We start from the raw sequence: 14,407 nt of genomic DNA on the forward strand, positions 1-14,407 counted from the left end.
TTATTGCCGTTTCAGTCCGCCCTGGTTCCAGGTGTACACCAGGCCCAGGAATAAAATAAGCAGGAAAACGCCCATGTCCAGCAGGGCCGTGATACCCAACTCCTTGTACACGACCGCCCACGGATACATGAAGGCCATTTCCATGTCGAAGCACAGAAAGAGCAAGGCAAAGCCGTAGTAGTGAACGTGGTACCGCACCCAGGCGGGCGGCACGGCCAGCCGGCCGCTCTCGGCGGGCACGTCCTTGCCCGGCTCGGCTACCGGCTGGCCTAGCGAGGATTTAACCAGGTAGAGCAGCCCAGCAAAGGCTCCGGTGCAAGCCAGCATTCCCAGCAGCAACAGGTAGCGGGAGTCGTTTGCCATTGGGGTAGAGTCGTTTCGGGGGTATAATTCCGGGCTACGTTATCCCTGGTATACTGGAAACGGCCTCTACGGTTTACCCCGCCGGGCCGCTGCCCGCTGCCGCTGGCCAGATTAGCGCCCGTCCGGTGGTCTTGCTGCGCTCAGCGCGGCCGGTGGCCGGGCCGTATCAGCCGCGCCGCAGTTCGCTCGTGTCCAGCAGCTGCTTGTGCTCCTGGTACTGCTCAGGGGTGATTTGCCCCGCCGCGAGGCGCATCCGCAGCACATCGAGCGGGGTGCTGGGCCGGTGGCGCTGGCCGGGGATGCTGAATGGGGTGACAAAAATCCAGAACAGCAGGACAATCCACATGAACCACCAAACGAAGTTCATGCCCCAGAAATAATTACCATACATCATGGCTTTTGTGGTTGAGGGTGAAGAAAAAAGGAAAACGTGGCAAGCGGGAAAAATCGAGCTGGGGACCTAGCGGCCGGGCCGGAAGCGGACTGGCTCACCAGCCCAGCTTCTTGCGCTGCAAAGGTGCCCGCCGCCAGGGCCGCCCGCCCATGACGATTATCAGGCTGGTAGCTGATTGTCGTCATGGGCGGGCGGGCGGGCGGCGGGCACCTTTGCGGCCGGCTGGTTTCCTCCCCGTTGGTCCGCCACGTAACCGAAGCCCCGCCCCAACTATCTCCGCGCCGAAGATGCGGCGGGGTATTCCGCATCGGCAAGCACGGCGGTGCACGGAACCAACCAGTACTACACCTGGGGCATACTCGACGCCGCCTCGCACATGGGCACGCTGAACCTGGTGTCGTCCAACATCCGCAACCAGTTTAACCTGAGCGTGGAGAACGGCTGGAACCGCAACATGGAAACGGAGGCCACCTACGAGCGTTACCTCTACGACTACCTGCGCGTGTTCGGGGGCGTAAACGTGGAGAACTTCCGGCAGCGGCTGCCCGCCCCGCTTACCGAGCCGGGGGTAGCGGGCCGGATGATAACCAAAACCGATACCAAGGCCGTGGTCGGGGTCCGCTTCCTGACGCCCTACCTGTTCAGCCTCGATGCCCGCATCGATAATCAACTGCGGCCCCGCCTGAGCCTGGGCCGGACAATTATGCTGCTGCCGCGGCTGCTCGTGTCCGGCTACTATGAGTACCAGGCCGACTTCGGCTGGGTGAACACGCTGGAAGACAACCGTCGCTTTGAGAAAGAAGTCGTCTGGCATACGGGGGCCGAATACCTGCTCTCGCGCAACTTCTCGCTGATGGGCAGCTACGACAACCGCTTCGGCGGCAGCGGGGGCCTCAGCTACCGCTTTTAAGCCCGTAGTCGGCTGGGGCCGGCGCTCAAAACCGGCCGCAACCCAAGCTCTTCTGGCTGGCAACCTTCGTTTCCTTTTTCCTCACTTTTCTCCCTCAATTTCCCCTTCCCCATGAAAAATGTCCTGAAACTATTACCCGTGCTACTGCTCAGCGGCGCTTGCACCCTGGCCCAGGCCCAGACCACCCCCGCCACCAAACCCCTGAGTAGCAAGATGCACCACGGCCAGATGGCCAAGACCGGCTGCACCATGAAAGACGGCAAAATGATGACCATGACGGGCGGCAAGATGATGCCCATGACCCAAGACATGACCATGAGCGACGGCAGCGTCTGCAAAACCGATGGCACCTGCACTAGGAAAGACGGCACTACCATGACCATGAAGGATGGCCAGTGCATGATGATGAACGGCAAGATGACCACGATGGCGGAAATGCACAAAAGCGGTAAAATGAAGCCGGGCACCAAGATGGATAATATGAAAATGTAGCCCCCTAATCAGCCCAAAAAGGCCGTTCCGAAACCGGAACTGCTTTTTTCGTTTTGTCGCTCATCAGCCCCCGGCCTCGAAATCATGCAAGCCCCCGGCCTAATCCTGCACCCCCGCCCCGGCACCGGCCGCTAGCTTTGTCTGTTGTAATCCCGTAGCCCGACGTGCTCGGCTACCCCAGCTTTCCTCGCAATGCAAACCCTGAAATTCAAAACCAACATCAACTGCGGCGGCTGCATCAAAGCCGTAACGCCCACCCTCAACGGTGAAAAAGCCATCCAAACCTGGCAAGTAGACACCACCAACCCCGACAAAATTCTGACTGTGAACACCGACCTGAGCGCCGACCAGGTACGGACCCTGGTAGAAAATGCCGGCTTCAAGGCCCAGGCAGCATAGTAATCTCAAACCGCATCCGGTTTACAAAAAACGCCCGCAATGCGGGCGTTTTTTGTTTACAACAAGCCAATCAAGAACCAACTAATTACACGACTGCACCAGCGCCGTCACGCTAAGTGTAGCTGTGGCATCGGTTCGGATATTATCGTTGTTGACGCACACGTAAAGCCGGCGCGTGCCCGGCGCGAGCGTCAGGGGCCGGGTTTCGGTGGGCGTGTTTTGCTCTGCTCGATAACACGCGCCGGGCTTACTGATAGTGCCCTTCGTGTCCAGAAACTGCTGCACGGCCTCGGGGTCGGCGGTAATGTACCAGCGGCACTTCGTGTCTTTGGTCGGGGCCTCCCCGGTTCCTTGCTTGGTCAGCGTCGAAGCCGCCATTGTAAGCAGGGTCATCGTCCCGGTGGCGGGGTTGCTCAGCGCCCCCGCTAGCCCCAGCGCCGTGGACCACGATACTGCTGGCTGCCCCTCGTCGCGCACGTCCAGCTTATACACAATACCCACCGTACCCACCGGCACATCTATTTCAAATACTTTGCGGCTCAAATACATACAAGTCGAACAGTGAATATCGGCCTTGCTCAGCGGTAAAGCATCTTGCGTCGTGTAACGACACTTGATTTCGCGCCCGGCTTCGTTCCAGCTCTGGGAGCCGGCTTGCGCCTGCCCATTCACGTAGGTGCCGCGAAAGCTGAGCTGCCCGTTCTCGTGCCAACCTGTGCAGATGCCCACCAGCACGTCGGGGCTTTCGTGCAACAGCTTGCCTTCACCCTGCTTTTTCCAGGACGGATAAAAGTAGTCGCGCACCGTGCCCACGCTTTTCCCATCCGCCGTTCGGTGCGCAATCCGGGCGTAAGTTACTTCCTCCAGCGTCTCGGTACGCGCCCAGTCCCGGTCAAAATACACGGTGTCGGCCGGCGGCAGGGTCACGGCTGCGGGCCGGAGCCGCTGGGCAAATGTTGTCAGATTTATGAATACAAAGCCAACGAGAATCAGGTAGATTTTAGCCATGAAGCGCATTCCGAATTTTAACAGGGTAATTGAGGGTAAACTGAGTAGATGAACTGGAATTAGCGCGATGGTGGGAAGCAACAAAGCTTATACAGCCACTAAAACAGTCTCTTCCACCGGCGACAGCATCGCCTCATAATTTGCATTCAGCGCTGGGTAGAGCAGCAGGAGTGCCGCAATGCGCCGCGCAATGTGGGTGAATTCCATCATTTCGTGCAGGTGCAGCGAACGCCCCAGCACGTCGAAACTGCGGTAGCTGAGCCATTTTTTCAGCACCTGGTAGCCCCCCAACGTGTAGCCCCACACGCCCACCGGCAAATTGGCCCAATACACGTCTTCGTTCAGATGCACATCTACAACCTCAGTGCCCCATTCTGCCGCCCGGTATTCGCCCACCACGCGCGGCGCACTCAGCAGGCCCGGCCCCGGCATTACCTGCCCCGTATGCCCGGCACGGCCCCAGCGGGCTTTCACCTTGAAATGCCCCTCGTTTTCATCCAGATGCCGCCCAGCGTCTCGATGTCGGGCGACAGCCACCGCGGCTAACTCCGTTTCAAAGGGGGCCTGCGTCACTCCCTTCACCGGCTTAGCCACGTCGAGCAACGCCGCCAGCCGCCGGCCCAGCGCCGCGCTGCTGGCGAGCACCGCCGGGGCGGGCGGCAACGGCAGCCGCGGCCAATCCTGCTGCAAAGCGCCCGCGTTGTGTGCCCGGTAAGTCGGCGCGTGCATCACAGCCAGCGCGTGGTAAAACAACGTTTCCGGGGCTTCTTCAGTCTCGTACAGATATTTCCAAGCCAGCTTGGACAGGTTAAATACGGGCTCCGCGTCGGCTACTTGCGGTGTGCTGTATAAAGGGAAAAAGTTTGTCCCTCGCTCATTGACGTGCAGGCTACCGGCTACGGTTGTGTAATTGGATGGAGAATAAGCTTTGCGACTAGCCTGCATGGCTTCCAGCCACATGGTGCCATACGCTAAATTGCGCTGGTAGTCCGGGCGTTTTTCATCCAGCAGCTTCGTGTTTGGGTTCCAATACAGCCAGCGCAAATCAAAAGGCCGATAGAGATAAGGGATAATTTGGCCGGATTCATAGCCATGATTCAGCAGCGTTTGACGTGTTTGAACGGGGTCATAGCGGTTGCCGCGTTCCATCAGTCGAGGAGCTATTTTTACCAGTTCCTCATTTGATATTACAGGGTTAAAATACGCCCGTATTCGCGCCTCCAGCCGCTGTTTGTCCCCATCTACCAAAACTTCATCCCGGCTGGTCTTAATGCCGGTAAACGAAACCGGGAAAAGCTCTGGTAACGTCGGATTTTCTAAGTAGCCCGCTCGCACCTCACGGGGCAAAAACGTAAGCCCCAACTCGGGTATGGGCGTTATTTGCTGATAAGGCACCTCCGGCCGGCCCAAGCTGCTCAAATCATCGGCCGGTGCGGCCAGCAGCTCCAACTGCCTCAACTTATCCGACCCGCGAATGTCGCGGTACGCTATGGCCGCCGTCCCATCGGTGGGGCCGGTGCGTACCAGCGTGGCCACGGCCGTGCCCACCTGAATGCCTTCGCGGTTGGCCGGCGAGCTAAATACGCTTGGGTCGGGTTTGCCCTCAAACGTCTTGCCGGTGCGGTACTTGTCACCGTGCAGGTTGTCAATGTAAATCAGGTCAAACGCCGTCAAGAGCCGCTCCCGCAGGCCGGGGTGGCTCAGGCCATCCAGCCACGAATTGTTCGAGACGTAGCACACCAGCCCGCGCCCCGACCGTTCGGCAATCTGCCGCTCCGCAATTCGAAAGAACCGCACGTACAAATCGTTCAGTCCTTGTCCCTGCGGGGCCGTGGTGCGGGCCGGGTTGCGATAGGCATCCGCCAGCCGCCGCTCCTCGGATATGGCCAACCCCGAGAACCCGTCGTAGGGCGGGTTTCCCAAAATGACCATGATTTGCTCCTCGCGCTTCACGTGCCGCGCCTACTCCGCCTCTTGGGCCAGCGCTGGCAAAATAGCTAGCTGCTTTTCGTGTTCGGCCGGGTCCCAGCCCGTCAGCGCATTGGTCAGGTAGATGGCCGCTTTCTGGCCGTCCGCTAGCGGCGCGCCCGCCGCCCGCAAGGCCAGCCCCAGCTGCAAGTGCGCCACCACAAACGGCGCTGTCAGTATCTCGAAGCCAAACAAACGGCGGGTTGCCGCTTCCCGCAGCATGGCTCCGGCCAACTGCCCGTGCGTTTCCAGTAGCCGCCGCCCCACAAACCGCAGCACTTCCACCAGGTACGTCCCCGTTCCGCAACAGGGGTCCAACACAACTACCCGCTCATCAGCCAGCCCTTCTTCAATGCCTAGCTTCTCTTTCAGCATCCGGTCCACCTGCGCCACCATGTAGGCGGCCAACTCCGGCGGCGTGTACCACACGCCCATTTCCTTGCGCAGCTGCGGGTCGTAAGCTTCCAGGAACGGCTCGTAGAAATACTGAATGGCCGTAGTGTCAGCAAACCGATTGAAAAACCGTTCCCGGCGCACCCGGCGCAAGGTCCGGCCTGTGCGCGTCATCAAGTCCCGCATTTTCAGCCGGTCCACGCTCGACGAGGCCCCGATGTGCTCAAACAGCACTTGCAATACTGGGATTTGCAAGTAGTGCGCCGTGGTGCGCCAGTCGAATTCATCGGTGCGGTCAGGCTGTTCCCGGTGCCAGAGCACCCAAGCCGAGAACACCCCGTAAAACAGCGTCTGCACAATGGTAGCGTGCAGAAACCGCACGCCCTTTGGCCCGTCAAACCGCGCCCCCAGGCTTTGTTCCAGGGCCGTAACCAACGGGTCCAGCTCGTGCAGGTCCACGCCGCTGAGCCGGTCGCGGGCCTCGCGGGCGAAAGAGGCCAGCAGCCAGGCCAGTTCCCGCGGCTGGTCGAGCGGTGCCCCGTGCAACATGCACCGCGCCAAAAACTGCTCGGCCGCGTCGGCTTGCGCCGCCGGCAGCGCATCCGGGTGCGCGCACAAATTCCAAAAGCTGGCTTCGTCGGCGGCCAGCTCCAGCGTGTCCAATATGACAAGCTGGTCAAGCTCATTTCGACCCAGAAAGGCGAAGTGCCGCAGGTTGGTCACCAACACCTGCCCGTAGTGCTTCCAGTATTTGGACACCTGCTTGCCCTTCAGCAACGGTTCCAGCGACTCGCCCGGCCCCTTCACTTCGCCAGCCCCGCGCTCGGGCTGCTGCCCGTTCTGCCGCACCGGTCGTGGGGCGCGGCCCGTAGGCACCGCGAACAGCCCAAAGTCAGGACGTCCTGCCCCCAGGTCTTGCAGTTGGAACACCGAGCGTACGGGCTGCCGCAACGTTGCCCCCACCGCATTCAGCAGGTTCTCCAACGGCCCGTAAAAAGAGGTTTCCGACGTACCCCCGCCCGTCTGATGGATAAAGTATAAGTCGTGAAGATAGCGGGATAGTAGCGGTTTTGTCATACGTCATGTAGCTTACTGGAATTGCCAACGGTAGATGGGGCTGCAAACTACAAAACAGCAAGCATAGCCTCCACAGTCGGCCTTATGCCCCCTCCTACCTGTAAGCCTCAACAAGCACCCGCCACCAAAATAGGGCCAGCCCGCAGGCCGGATTTAGGATGCGCACCGACGGGAGGCACCGCATGTGGGGCAGTGAACAGCTGGTGCAGCGTGGCCTGCACGTTGGGCTGGTTCAACGCCGGCAGCAAGAAGCGGTAGGTGTCGGCATTAGGGTAGGGCACATAGAAGTTGCCTACCCCAGCAAAGTTGCTGCACAGGTCGAAGCAGTAGGCCACGTCCATGACGACCACGAAAGGCCGGCGCAACTCCGTACTTGGCAAGGCCCGCACGTAGCGAATGGCCTGTTCCTGGGCGGCCCGCATCATCTGCTCCCACTTGGCCGTGCCGCGCACAGGGTGGCCTTTGCGGCGCTTTTCGGCCGACTGGCCTAGCTCGGCTTTGGCCGCTTTGACAGCTTGGTCGGGCGTGTCGGTACCTTGCTTTGTTTCGAGCACGAAGCAGTTGCGCTTGTAGAGGTCAATGCGGCCGGTATTTTTTTGCCGGTCCCATCGTCAAACGCTACGGCCCGTTCCAGCACGTAGGCGTCCTGGGCAGGGTTGTCGGTGGTGGGGTCGGGCTGGGGCACGGCTTGGTGAGGAACAGGCCGTAATTAGCGCGTTCGGCTCTGCCGGATTGCTGCAAGCGGACTTCAAATTCAGAATAGGTCAAGGCGTAGTGGGCAAGCCACCAATTGGCTGAAGAGGCCAGTGGTGCGGCTTAGAGCCCGAGAATAGGATGCTGGGGGGCTCTTGCCTATTTGCCTTTTTTGAGTGCAGGCACCTACTGTCGGGGGCTGGGTGGCATCGACTGTCTGCCAGGCCACTCATGTGTAGGCTGCTGTTGCGTCTAACATGGCAAGCAGCTCGGCTGCATTGCGTTCATATAACTTGCGCGGGCCTTTGAACGGGGCCAGTAGGCTGGGGTCTGACGTGGACGCAGCAACAGGGCGGGGTATAGGGGGTCAGGATTGAAAAGCGATTAAACCCGTAATCCCTTATTAGCGGCCTGTTTCTATTGTTACTTTGGGCTATCTCAGGCCCTAATCGAATGTAACCAGCTTATTTAGAGGTGTAAATGGCCCCTTAATCTGTTAATTCAGGCTGCAAAACCTGTTTGTAAGGTCCAAATACGTGACAAAAAGCGCTGAAACTGCCTTTTATGCTATTCTTTTATTATCCTAGTTGGGAGAATACACCCTATAAAACGGGAGAATACACCCTAAGAATTCATTTTCAGCTTTTTTAACCCTTGGTTAGTGGGAGAATTCACCTTCGCTTTGCCGCTACACAATTCCTTATGCCTTACCTAAATGACTTGCGACGCGCCGTCACGGTCAATCTAAACCCTGACGATTACGAGCTGCTAGCAGACGATGCCTTAGAAGCGGGGTATGCTTCCGCTGGTACCTACGCAAAAGCCTTGGTGCTGCACCGTGGGGAAGCTCCGCCTCCCATCCGGGACCGTCGTAGCGCAGAGCAAATAGGCCGCTTAGAAGGGAAGGGACAATGGCTCTTGTCGCAATATGAGCAACTGACGGAACAGCTTATTGCGGCAGGCTTGGTGCCGCGCCCGGCCCATAGCAACTTAGACGAACCAATGCCCCGTAGCCGCGGCGCGCAAGAACGCGCCATTAAGGCGGCAGTCGTTGCTGTCAAGCATAAATACGTTGCCCGAGAAGCCAAGCTACAGACCGCTTTGGCCGCGCGAAAAGAGCTGGTGGCTACGCTGCGCCAGCAGTTAGCCGAAGCATCGGGCTAGTAAGGTTAGGTTGATTAAGAACCAGAGCAAGTGGGCAGCCGGTACGCTAAAGGCTCAGGTAAGATTTGGGGCAAGTTCCAAGTCGGATTAAGCTCTTTAAATAGGCTGGTTATAGCTCTAAAATCTTGCTCCCAAAAGTTCGATAATTCTACCTTTAGGCCCACGAAATACCCTTGTAAACTACTGATTTTCAGTAATTTACAAGGGTTATTTTGTTTCATGGGACATGTGGCGGGACAAAAGAACTCCTTTCCTCATCTTTTGAAGCTGATGTGTTCGAGGTAGCTATTATTTATTCTACTTTCAACCGTTGATAGCCGGCCTTCGCACTCCGGCCTATGTTCGTTTTGAAAAAGTAGTAGGTACTACCCAAGCCGTGTGGCACCAGGCAACTTTACCAGTTTATACTATCCTCGTCCACCCGTGGCCAAGCAAAAGAAAGAAACCGTCGAAGAGCCGCTCGAAAAGCAGCTTTGGAAAACCGCCGACAAGCTCCGCAAAAACATTGATGCTGCCGAGTACAAGCACGTTGTGCTGGGCCTCATCTTCCTCAAATACATTTCCGATTCCTTCGAGGAGCACTACGCCAAGCTGCTGGCCGGTGCGGGCGAGTACGCCGGGGCCGACCCCGAAGACAAAGACGAATACAAGGCCGAAAACGTGTTCTTCGTGCCGGAGTACGCCCGCTGGCAGTTCTTGCAAAACAACGCCAAGGGCAGCCAGGTTGCCGTGCGCGACCCTGAGGGCAAGGAAATCATCGTGGCCATTGGCGGGGCCGTGGACAATGCCATGGACTGGCTCGAAAAGGACAACCCGCCGCTGAAGGGCGTGCTGCCCAAGGTATTTGCCCGCCAAAACCTGTACCCCGCCAGCCTGGGCGAGCTGATTGACCTGGTGGGCAACATCGCCCTGGGCGATGCCAAGGCCCGCAGCGCCGACGTGCTGGGCCGCGTGTTTGAGTACTTCCTGGGCGAGTTTGCGCTGGCCGTGGGCAAGCAGGGCGGGCAGTTCTACACGCCGCGCAGCGTGGTGGAGCTGCTGGTGGCCATGCTGGAGCCCTACTAGGGCCGCGTGTTTGACCCCTGCTGCGGCTCGGGCGGTATGTTTGTGCACTCCGAGAAGTTCGTGACCGAGCACCAGGGGCGCGTAAACGACATTTCCATTTATGGGCAGGAGAGCAACCAAACCACCTGGCGGCTGGCCAAGATGAACCTGGCCATCCGGGGCATCGACAGCTCGCAGGTGAAGTGGAACACCGAGGGCTTGTTCTTGAACGACGCGCACCGCGACCTGAAGGCCGACTACATCATCGCCAACCCGCCCTTCAACGTGAGCGACTGGGGCGGCGAGCTGCTGCGCACCGATGGCCGCTGGCAGTACGGCACGCCCCCCACCGGCAACGCCAACCTCGGCTGGATGCAGCACTTCCTGCACCACCTGGCCCCCACGGGGCAGGCGGCCGTGGTGCTGGCCAAGGGCGCGCTCACCTCCAAAAGCTCGGGCGAGGGCGACATTCGCAAGGCCCTGGTGGAGGGCGGCGTGATTGACTGCATCGTGAACCTGCCGGCCAAGCTGTTTCTGAACACCCAGATTCCGGCGGGCCTGTGGTTTATGAACCGCAGCCGCCAGGGCGATGGCCGCTTCCGCGACCGGCGCGACGAGATTTTGTTCATCGACGCCCGCAACCTGGGCTTCCTAGTGAACCGCCGCACCCGCGAGCTGTCCGACGACGACATCCAGCGCATTGCCGACACCTACCACCAGTGGCGCAACCCCGGCGGCAGCTACGCCGACGTGAGGTGGTCGGGTAAAAATGGACACGGAGAAAGTAACTTTCCCTTGTCATGGAAGCAGAAAAATCAGTCGTCAAACGACCTAGAAATAAGTATGATGCCGCCTTCCGGGTCGAAGCGGTCCGCCGGGTAACCCAGGATGGCCAGGCAGCCACGCGGGTCGCGCAGGCGCTGGGCATGAGCGAGGCCCTGCTGGGACGCTGGGTGCGCGCCGCGCGGGCGCAGCACACCCGCCCGGCCGGCAGCGAGGCGTTGGAGCAGGAAAACAAGCAGTTAAGGGCGCAGCTGGCCCGCGCTCAAACGGAGCGTGATAGTTTAAAAAAAGCGCTGACGATAGCCCAAATGCTTGACGCGCATTTTCACAAAAGACGGGCCGATGAAACGCTTCGCTTTCCTTGCTTTACACGCTCACCGCTGGCCCGTGCGCCAGCAGTGCCAGCTACTAGGCGTCAGCCCCAGCGGGTACTATGCTTGGCGCAAGCGTGCGCCCACCCCGGCGGCCGAGCCCGCACCTGCCGCCTGGCAAGTAGCGGCTCAGCGTGTGTTCACCACCCATGCCGGCCGCTATGGCCAGCGCCGGCTACGGGCCCAGCTGCGCCGCGAAGGCCATGCGGCGGGTCGGCAGCGGCTACGCGGCTGGCTCAGCGTCAGCGACTTACGTGCGCTCTGCACCCGCCTCAGTACCCGGCCCCCGCGCACTACCCAGGCCGACCCGCAGGCTATTGTCGCTGCTAACAAGTTAGCCAACTGGCCCGCGGCCACCGCCCCTAACCAAATTTGGGTGGGCGACATCACCTACCTGGCCCTGGCCACGGGGCAGTGGGCCTACCTGGCCTGCTGGCGCGATGCCTTTTCCCGGCGCGTCGTCGGCTGGCACGTGAGCGAGTCCCTGCACACGGACTTGATTCTGACTGCTTTTAACCGGGCGGTGGCGGTCTGCCAGCCGCCACCCGGCCTGCTCGTGCACGCCGACCGGGGCAGCCAGTACACCAGCGACGCTTTTACTTCGCTGCTCACACGCACCCAGGCCATTGCCAGCCTGAGCCGGCCCGGCAATCCGTACGACAACGCTTTAGCTGAGAGCGGCTGGAGCACGCTGAAAACGGAACTGCTGCCACGCGGGGCCTGCTTTGACGACTTGGAAGAAGCCCGCCTCGAACTAGCCGAATATCTCGACCACTACTACAATACGCAGCGGCTGCACTCCGCCCTCGGCTACTGCACACCCCTCGAAATCAAACTCCACTAGCGCTTTAACCTACCTTAGCTCCGTGTCCACTGGCACCCGACCACCTCAGGAACTGAACTTGAGGATTTTGGGCATAGAGCTGGCGCAGCGAGGGCTTGTCGCAGTGGTCGTAGTGCGCGTGCGACACCAGGATATAGTTGAGCCCCGTCAGCTTCGTGGGGTCGAGCGGCAGCGCCGACAGGCGCTTGCCATACGGCAGCTTGCCCAACACCGGGTCAATGAGCAGCGTGATTCCGCTGAGCCGAATAAAGAAGGAGGCGTGGCCCAGCCACACGATAACGTCTTCGGTGCCGCGCAGGAAGGCCGCGGTTTGCCGAACGGGCAGCTGGTAGGGGTCCGCTCGCTTTTCCGCCCGCTGCGGGTTGCGCTCCAACAGCCATTTGGCTACCGCCAAGGGGCTCTGCACAAACGGAAACTCGTGGTTCATAAACCGGCCCCGCGCATCGACGGGCGTACCGGGCCAGCGCGAAGCCGGCAAAATAGTGGGCAGGTTGGGGTTGGAAACGAAGCGTGCGGGCATGGGAGATGGGGACGGGGCAGACTGCCCTACCGCCACGCCCAGCAGCCCAACCACTGCGGTAGCGGAGCCGGTGCGTAGAAACTGGCGACGGTGCATAACGATTAAAAGTAAGGGATGCGACCTGTTTGGACTGGCGCGGGCCGCGCCACTCGTTAGTCGGCTGCTTCGGGCGGACGGCCGAGGTTTTTGCGCACCCGGCTCAACGATTGCGAGGTAATGCCCAGGTAGGAAGCCAGCTGGACCAGGGGCACGCGGTTGGCCACATGCGGGTAGGCCGCCAGAAAGGAGCGGTACTTGGTGGCCGCGTCCTGGTGCCCGAGCGGGCTTACGCGGCTCACTTTTTCCAGCAGCGCCCGCGTAATGATATTGCGCTCCGTCTCGGGCCAGCCCACGATGGTGTGGCCCAGCGCCTGCCAGTCGCGGGCGGCGAAGACTAGTACCCGCGCCGGGGTCACGGCCTGCAAGTACTCGGTGGCGGGCAGCTGGTACTGGTAGCTGCTGAGGTCCACCATGAAGCGGTGTTCCTCCATAAAATACTTGGTGATTTCGGTGCCTTCCTTATCGAAGTAGCACACCCGAAAAATACCCTCCAGCACGAAGCCGACTTCGCGGGCCACCCGGCCAGCTTCCGAGAAATACGCGCCGGCTGGGTACTGCTGCTCCGTCGCTTTGCTGGCAATCAGGGCCAGCTGCTGGGGCGTGAAGTGGTTGAATTGCAGCAGAAACTCTTCTAATTCAGGGTAGGGCATCGCGGAGTAGAGGGGGTAGGGATGGTTGCGCTGCCGTCCGGCGGCTGCCCGGCCTTAGCGGCGCGGAGCCGCCGGGGCCGCCGGGGCCGGCTGCGCGGCCAGCAGCTTTTCGGTGCCGGCCCACAGCTCGGCCCACAGCTTGGGCTGGCGCGAAAGCTCGGAAGAAGGTACGGCCTGGCGGCCTTCAAAATACTTGCCCGTGACACCGGCCACCGCGGGGCTGGCGATGAGCCAGGCCAGATTGCGGCCGGAGGTAGCGGTGGAGTTCACGCCGGGGAAGAGGCGCAGCACGGGCATGACGTTTTTCCAGGCCCAGAGCGCCGCGCCCTTGTTGGCCCGGCCCAGCCCCGTGCCGGGCATCAGGCCGGGGTCGAAAGTGGTCACCGTAACGGCGGAGCCAGCAGCCCGCAGGCGGCGGTCCAACTCGTACATGTAGAGCAGCGTGCAGAGCTTGGAGGTGGAGTAGCGGAACTGATTGCCGGGGGCGCTGTCCGGCTTTAAGTCAGCGGGCACCTCGCCGTGGGCCAGGGGCGCGGCCCCCAGGTACTGGGCGGGCGGCATTCCGAACATCGCGGCCGTCCACAGGCGCGGCGCATCAAAGTGGGTGCCGCTGCCCACCAGGACGATACGGCTGGCCTGCTCCAGGGTGGGCAGCAACCGCTCGACGAGCACCACGTGCGCCAGGTAGTTCACCCCAAACGTCTGCTCGAAGCCGTCGGCGGTCCAGTGCTCGCCTTCGGCAAACTGAATGCCGGCGTTGCAGACCAGGGCCCGCAAAGGCGGCAGCGTGCCGGCCTGCAACCGGCTCAGCAAGTCGGCGGCGAAGTGGCGCACGTTGTTGAGCGCGTTCAGGTCGAGGGGTAGGATGGTGATGCGGCTCGGGGCCTTCAGGCTAGCCGCCGCCCGCTCGGCTACCTGCCGCGAGCGAGTGGCCCAAATGAGGTGCGCGTCGGGCGTGGTAGCCAGCAGGTAGCGGCTGGTGGCCAGGCCGAGGCCGGTGTGGCCGCCGGTAATGAGGATGGAGTGATTCACGGAGCGATACCATTAGTGTGGAGGCAAAGGTCCCCCAGCGGTAAAAGGCACCACTGAACATTTGGTAAGAAATGCCCGTGAGCTACGCCTTGGTGGAAAATTCAGTAACGCCTGATTAAGAAAAGCTTTACCAAAATCAAGTAGCTGGTGGCGAGACTTTTTACTTATACAATCCTGCCACTGGTAGCACCATCAATACCAAT

The 14,407-nt window shown here is 60.6% G+C and carries 14 protein-coding genes and 1 pseudogene; 6 read left to right on the plus strand and 9 right to left on the minus strand.

Annotated elements, in window-relative coordinates; translation table 11 throughout:
* Together A0257_21205 and A0257_21210 are read right to left on the minus strand one after the other, a co-directional pair.
* On the minus strand, window positions 1-363 hold the full coding sequence (locus A0257_21205) for an NADH-quinone oxidoreductase subunit I (protein ID AMR29364.1): 363 nt from the start codon (window positions 361-363) through the stop codon (window positions 1-3).
* Between the two features lie 166 nt (window positions 364-529).
* Window positions 530-757, minus strand: a complete 228-nt coding sequence (locus tag A0257_21210) for a hypothetical protein (protein AMR29365.1) — start codon at window positions 755-757, stop codon at window positions 530-532.
* Between the two features lie 322 nt (window positions 758-1,079).
* Between A0257_21210 and A0257_21215 the strand changes: the two genes are divergently transcribed.
* The 3 genes from A0257_21215 to A0257_21225 all read left to right on the plus strand — a co-directional run bounded on the left by A0257_21215 (window position 1,080) and on the right by A0257_21225 (window position 2,558).
* Window positions 1,080-1,667, plus strand: a complete 588-nt coding sequence (locus A0257_21215; protein AMR29366.1) for a hypothetical protein — start codon at window positions 1,080-1,082, stop codon at window positions 1,665-1,667.
* 111 nt (window positions 1,668-1,778) lie between these two features.
* A complete protein-coding gene (locus A0257_21220; GenBank protein AMR29367.1) occupies window positions 1,779-2,159 on the plus strand; it encodes a hypothetical protein in 381 nt (126 codons plus the stop codon).
* 192 nt (window positions 2,160-2,351) lie between these two features.
* A complete protein-coding gene (locus A0257_21225; GenBank protein ID AMR29368.1) occupies window positions 2,352-2,558 on the plus strand; it encodes a hypothetical protein in 207 nt (68 codons plus the stop codon).
* Between the two features lie 81 nt (window positions 2,559-2,639).
* On the opposite strand, the gene A0257_21230 is transcribed toward A0257_21225, so the two are convergent.
* From A0257_21230 to A0257_21245, 4 genes are all read right to left on the minus strand, one after another.
* The gene (locus A0257_21230; protein AMR29369.1) at window positions 2,640-3,575 is read right to left on the minus strand and encodes a hypothetical protein; all 936 of its coding nucleotides are present in this window, start codon (window positions 3,573-3,575) and stop codon (window positions 2,640-2,642) included.
* Between the two features lie 78 nt (window positions 3,576-3,653).
* Window positions 3,654-5,456 (minus strand): hypothetical protein, encoded by a 1,803-nt coding sequence (locus tag A0257_21235; protein ID AMR29370.1) that lies wholly within the window; start codon window positions 5,454-5,456, stop codon window positions 3,654-3,656.
* A 72-nt stretch (window positions 5,457-5,528) separates the two neighbouring features.
* Complete coding sequence (locus A0257_21240) at window positions 5,529-6,911, minus strand: hypothetical protein (GenBank protein AMR29371.1); 1,383 nt, start codon at window positions 6,909-6,911, stop codon at window positions 5,529-5,531.
* 200 nt (window positions 6,912-7,111) lie between these two features.
* Entirely contained in the window at window positions 7,112-7,558 is a 447-nt protein-coding gene (locus tag A0257_21245) for a hypothetical protein (protein AMR29372.1), read from the minus strand.
* A gap of 841 nt (window positions 7,559-8,399) precedes the next feature.
* Between A0257_21245 and A0257_21250 the strand changes: the two genes are divergently transcribed.
* The 3 genes and pseudogenes from A0257_21250 to A0257_21260 all read left to right on the plus strand — a co-directional run bounded on the left by A0257_21250 (window position 8,400) and on the right by A0257_21260 (window position 11,903).
* Complete coding sequence (locus A0257_21250) at window positions 8,400-8,861, plus strand: hypothetical protein (protein ID AMR29373.1); 462 nt, start codon at window positions 8,400-8,402, stop codon at window positions 8,859-8,861.
* 423 nt (window positions 8,862-9,284) lie between these two features.
* A pseudogene (locus tag A0257_21255) lies at window positions 9,285-10,658 on the plus strand (DNA methyltransferase).
* 372 nt (window positions 10,659-11,030) lie between these two features.
* Entirely contained in the window at window positions 11,031-11,903 is an 873-nt protein-coding gene (locus A0257_21260; protein AMR29374.1) for a hypothetical protein, read from the plus strand.
* 4 nt (window positions 11,904-11,907) lie between these two features.
* Here A0257_21260 and A0257_21265 read toward each other — a convergent pair whose 3' ends face one another.
* From A0257_21265 to A0257_21275, 3 genes are read right to left on the minus strand one after another with little or no spacing between them, the layout of a single operon-like run.
* Entirely contained in the window at window positions 11,908-12,519 is a 612-nt protein-coding gene (locus A0257_21265; protein ID AMR29375.1) for a hypothetical protein, read from the minus strand.
* Between the two features lie 56 nt (window positions 12,520-12,575).
* Window positions 12,576-13,172, minus strand: a complete 597-nt coding sequence (locus tag A0257_21270) for a cyclic nucleotide-binding protein (GenBank protein ID AMR29376.1) — start codon at window positions 13,170-13,172, stop codon at window positions 12,576-12,578.
* Between the two features lie 54 nt (window positions 13,173-13,226).
* Window positions 13,227-14,204: a hypothetical protein gene (locus tag A0257_21275; GenBank protein AMR29377.1), complete on the minus strand. Its 978-nt coding sequence runs from the start codon at window positions 14,202-14,204 to the stop codon at window positions 13,227-13,229.
* Window positions 14,205-14,407: the final 203 nt, after the last annotated feature.

Source organism: Hymenobacter psoromatis (genome assembly GCA_001596155.1).
Taxonomy (GTDB): Bacteria; Bacteroidota; Bacteroidia; order Cytophagales; family Hymenobacteraceae; genus Hymenobacter.

Bases quoted from the DNA above. Each gene is read 5' to 3' on its own strand.
- A0257_21205 (AMR29364.1), bottom strand. From the start codon at position 363: ATGGCAAACGACTCCCGCTACCTGTTGCTGCTGGGAATGCTGGCTTGC.
- A0257_21210 (AMR29365.1), bottom strand. From the start codon at position 757: ATGATGTATGGTAATTATTTCTGGGGCATGAACTTCGTTTGGTGGTTC.
- A0257_21220 (AMR29367.1), top strand. From the start codon at position 1,779: ATGAAAAATGTCCTGAAACTATTACCCGTGCTACTGCTCAGCGGCGCT.
- A0257_21225 (AMR29368.1), top strand. From the start codon at position 2,352: ATGCAAACCCTGAAATTCAAAACCAACATCAACTGCGGCGGCTGCATC.
- A0257_21230 (AMR29369.1), bottom strand. From the start codon at position 3,575: ATGCGCTTCATGGCTAAAATCTACCTGATTCTCGTTGGCTTTGTATTC.
- A0257_21250 (AMR29373.1), top strand. From the start codon at position 8,400: ATGCCTTACCTAAATGACTTGCGACGCGCCGTCACGGTCAATCTAAAC.
- A0257_21260 (AMR29374.1), top strand. From the start codon at position 11,031: ATGAAACGCTTCGCTTTCCTTGCTTTACACGCTCACCGCTGGCCCGTG.
- A0257_21265 (AMR29375.1), bottom strand. From the start codon at position 12,519: ATGCACCGTCGCCAGTTTCTACGCACCGGCTCCGCTACCGCAGTGGTT.
- A0257_21270 (AMR29376.1), bottom strand. From the start codon at position 13,172: ATGCCCTACCCTGAATTAGAAGAGTTTCTGCTGCAATTCAACCACTTC.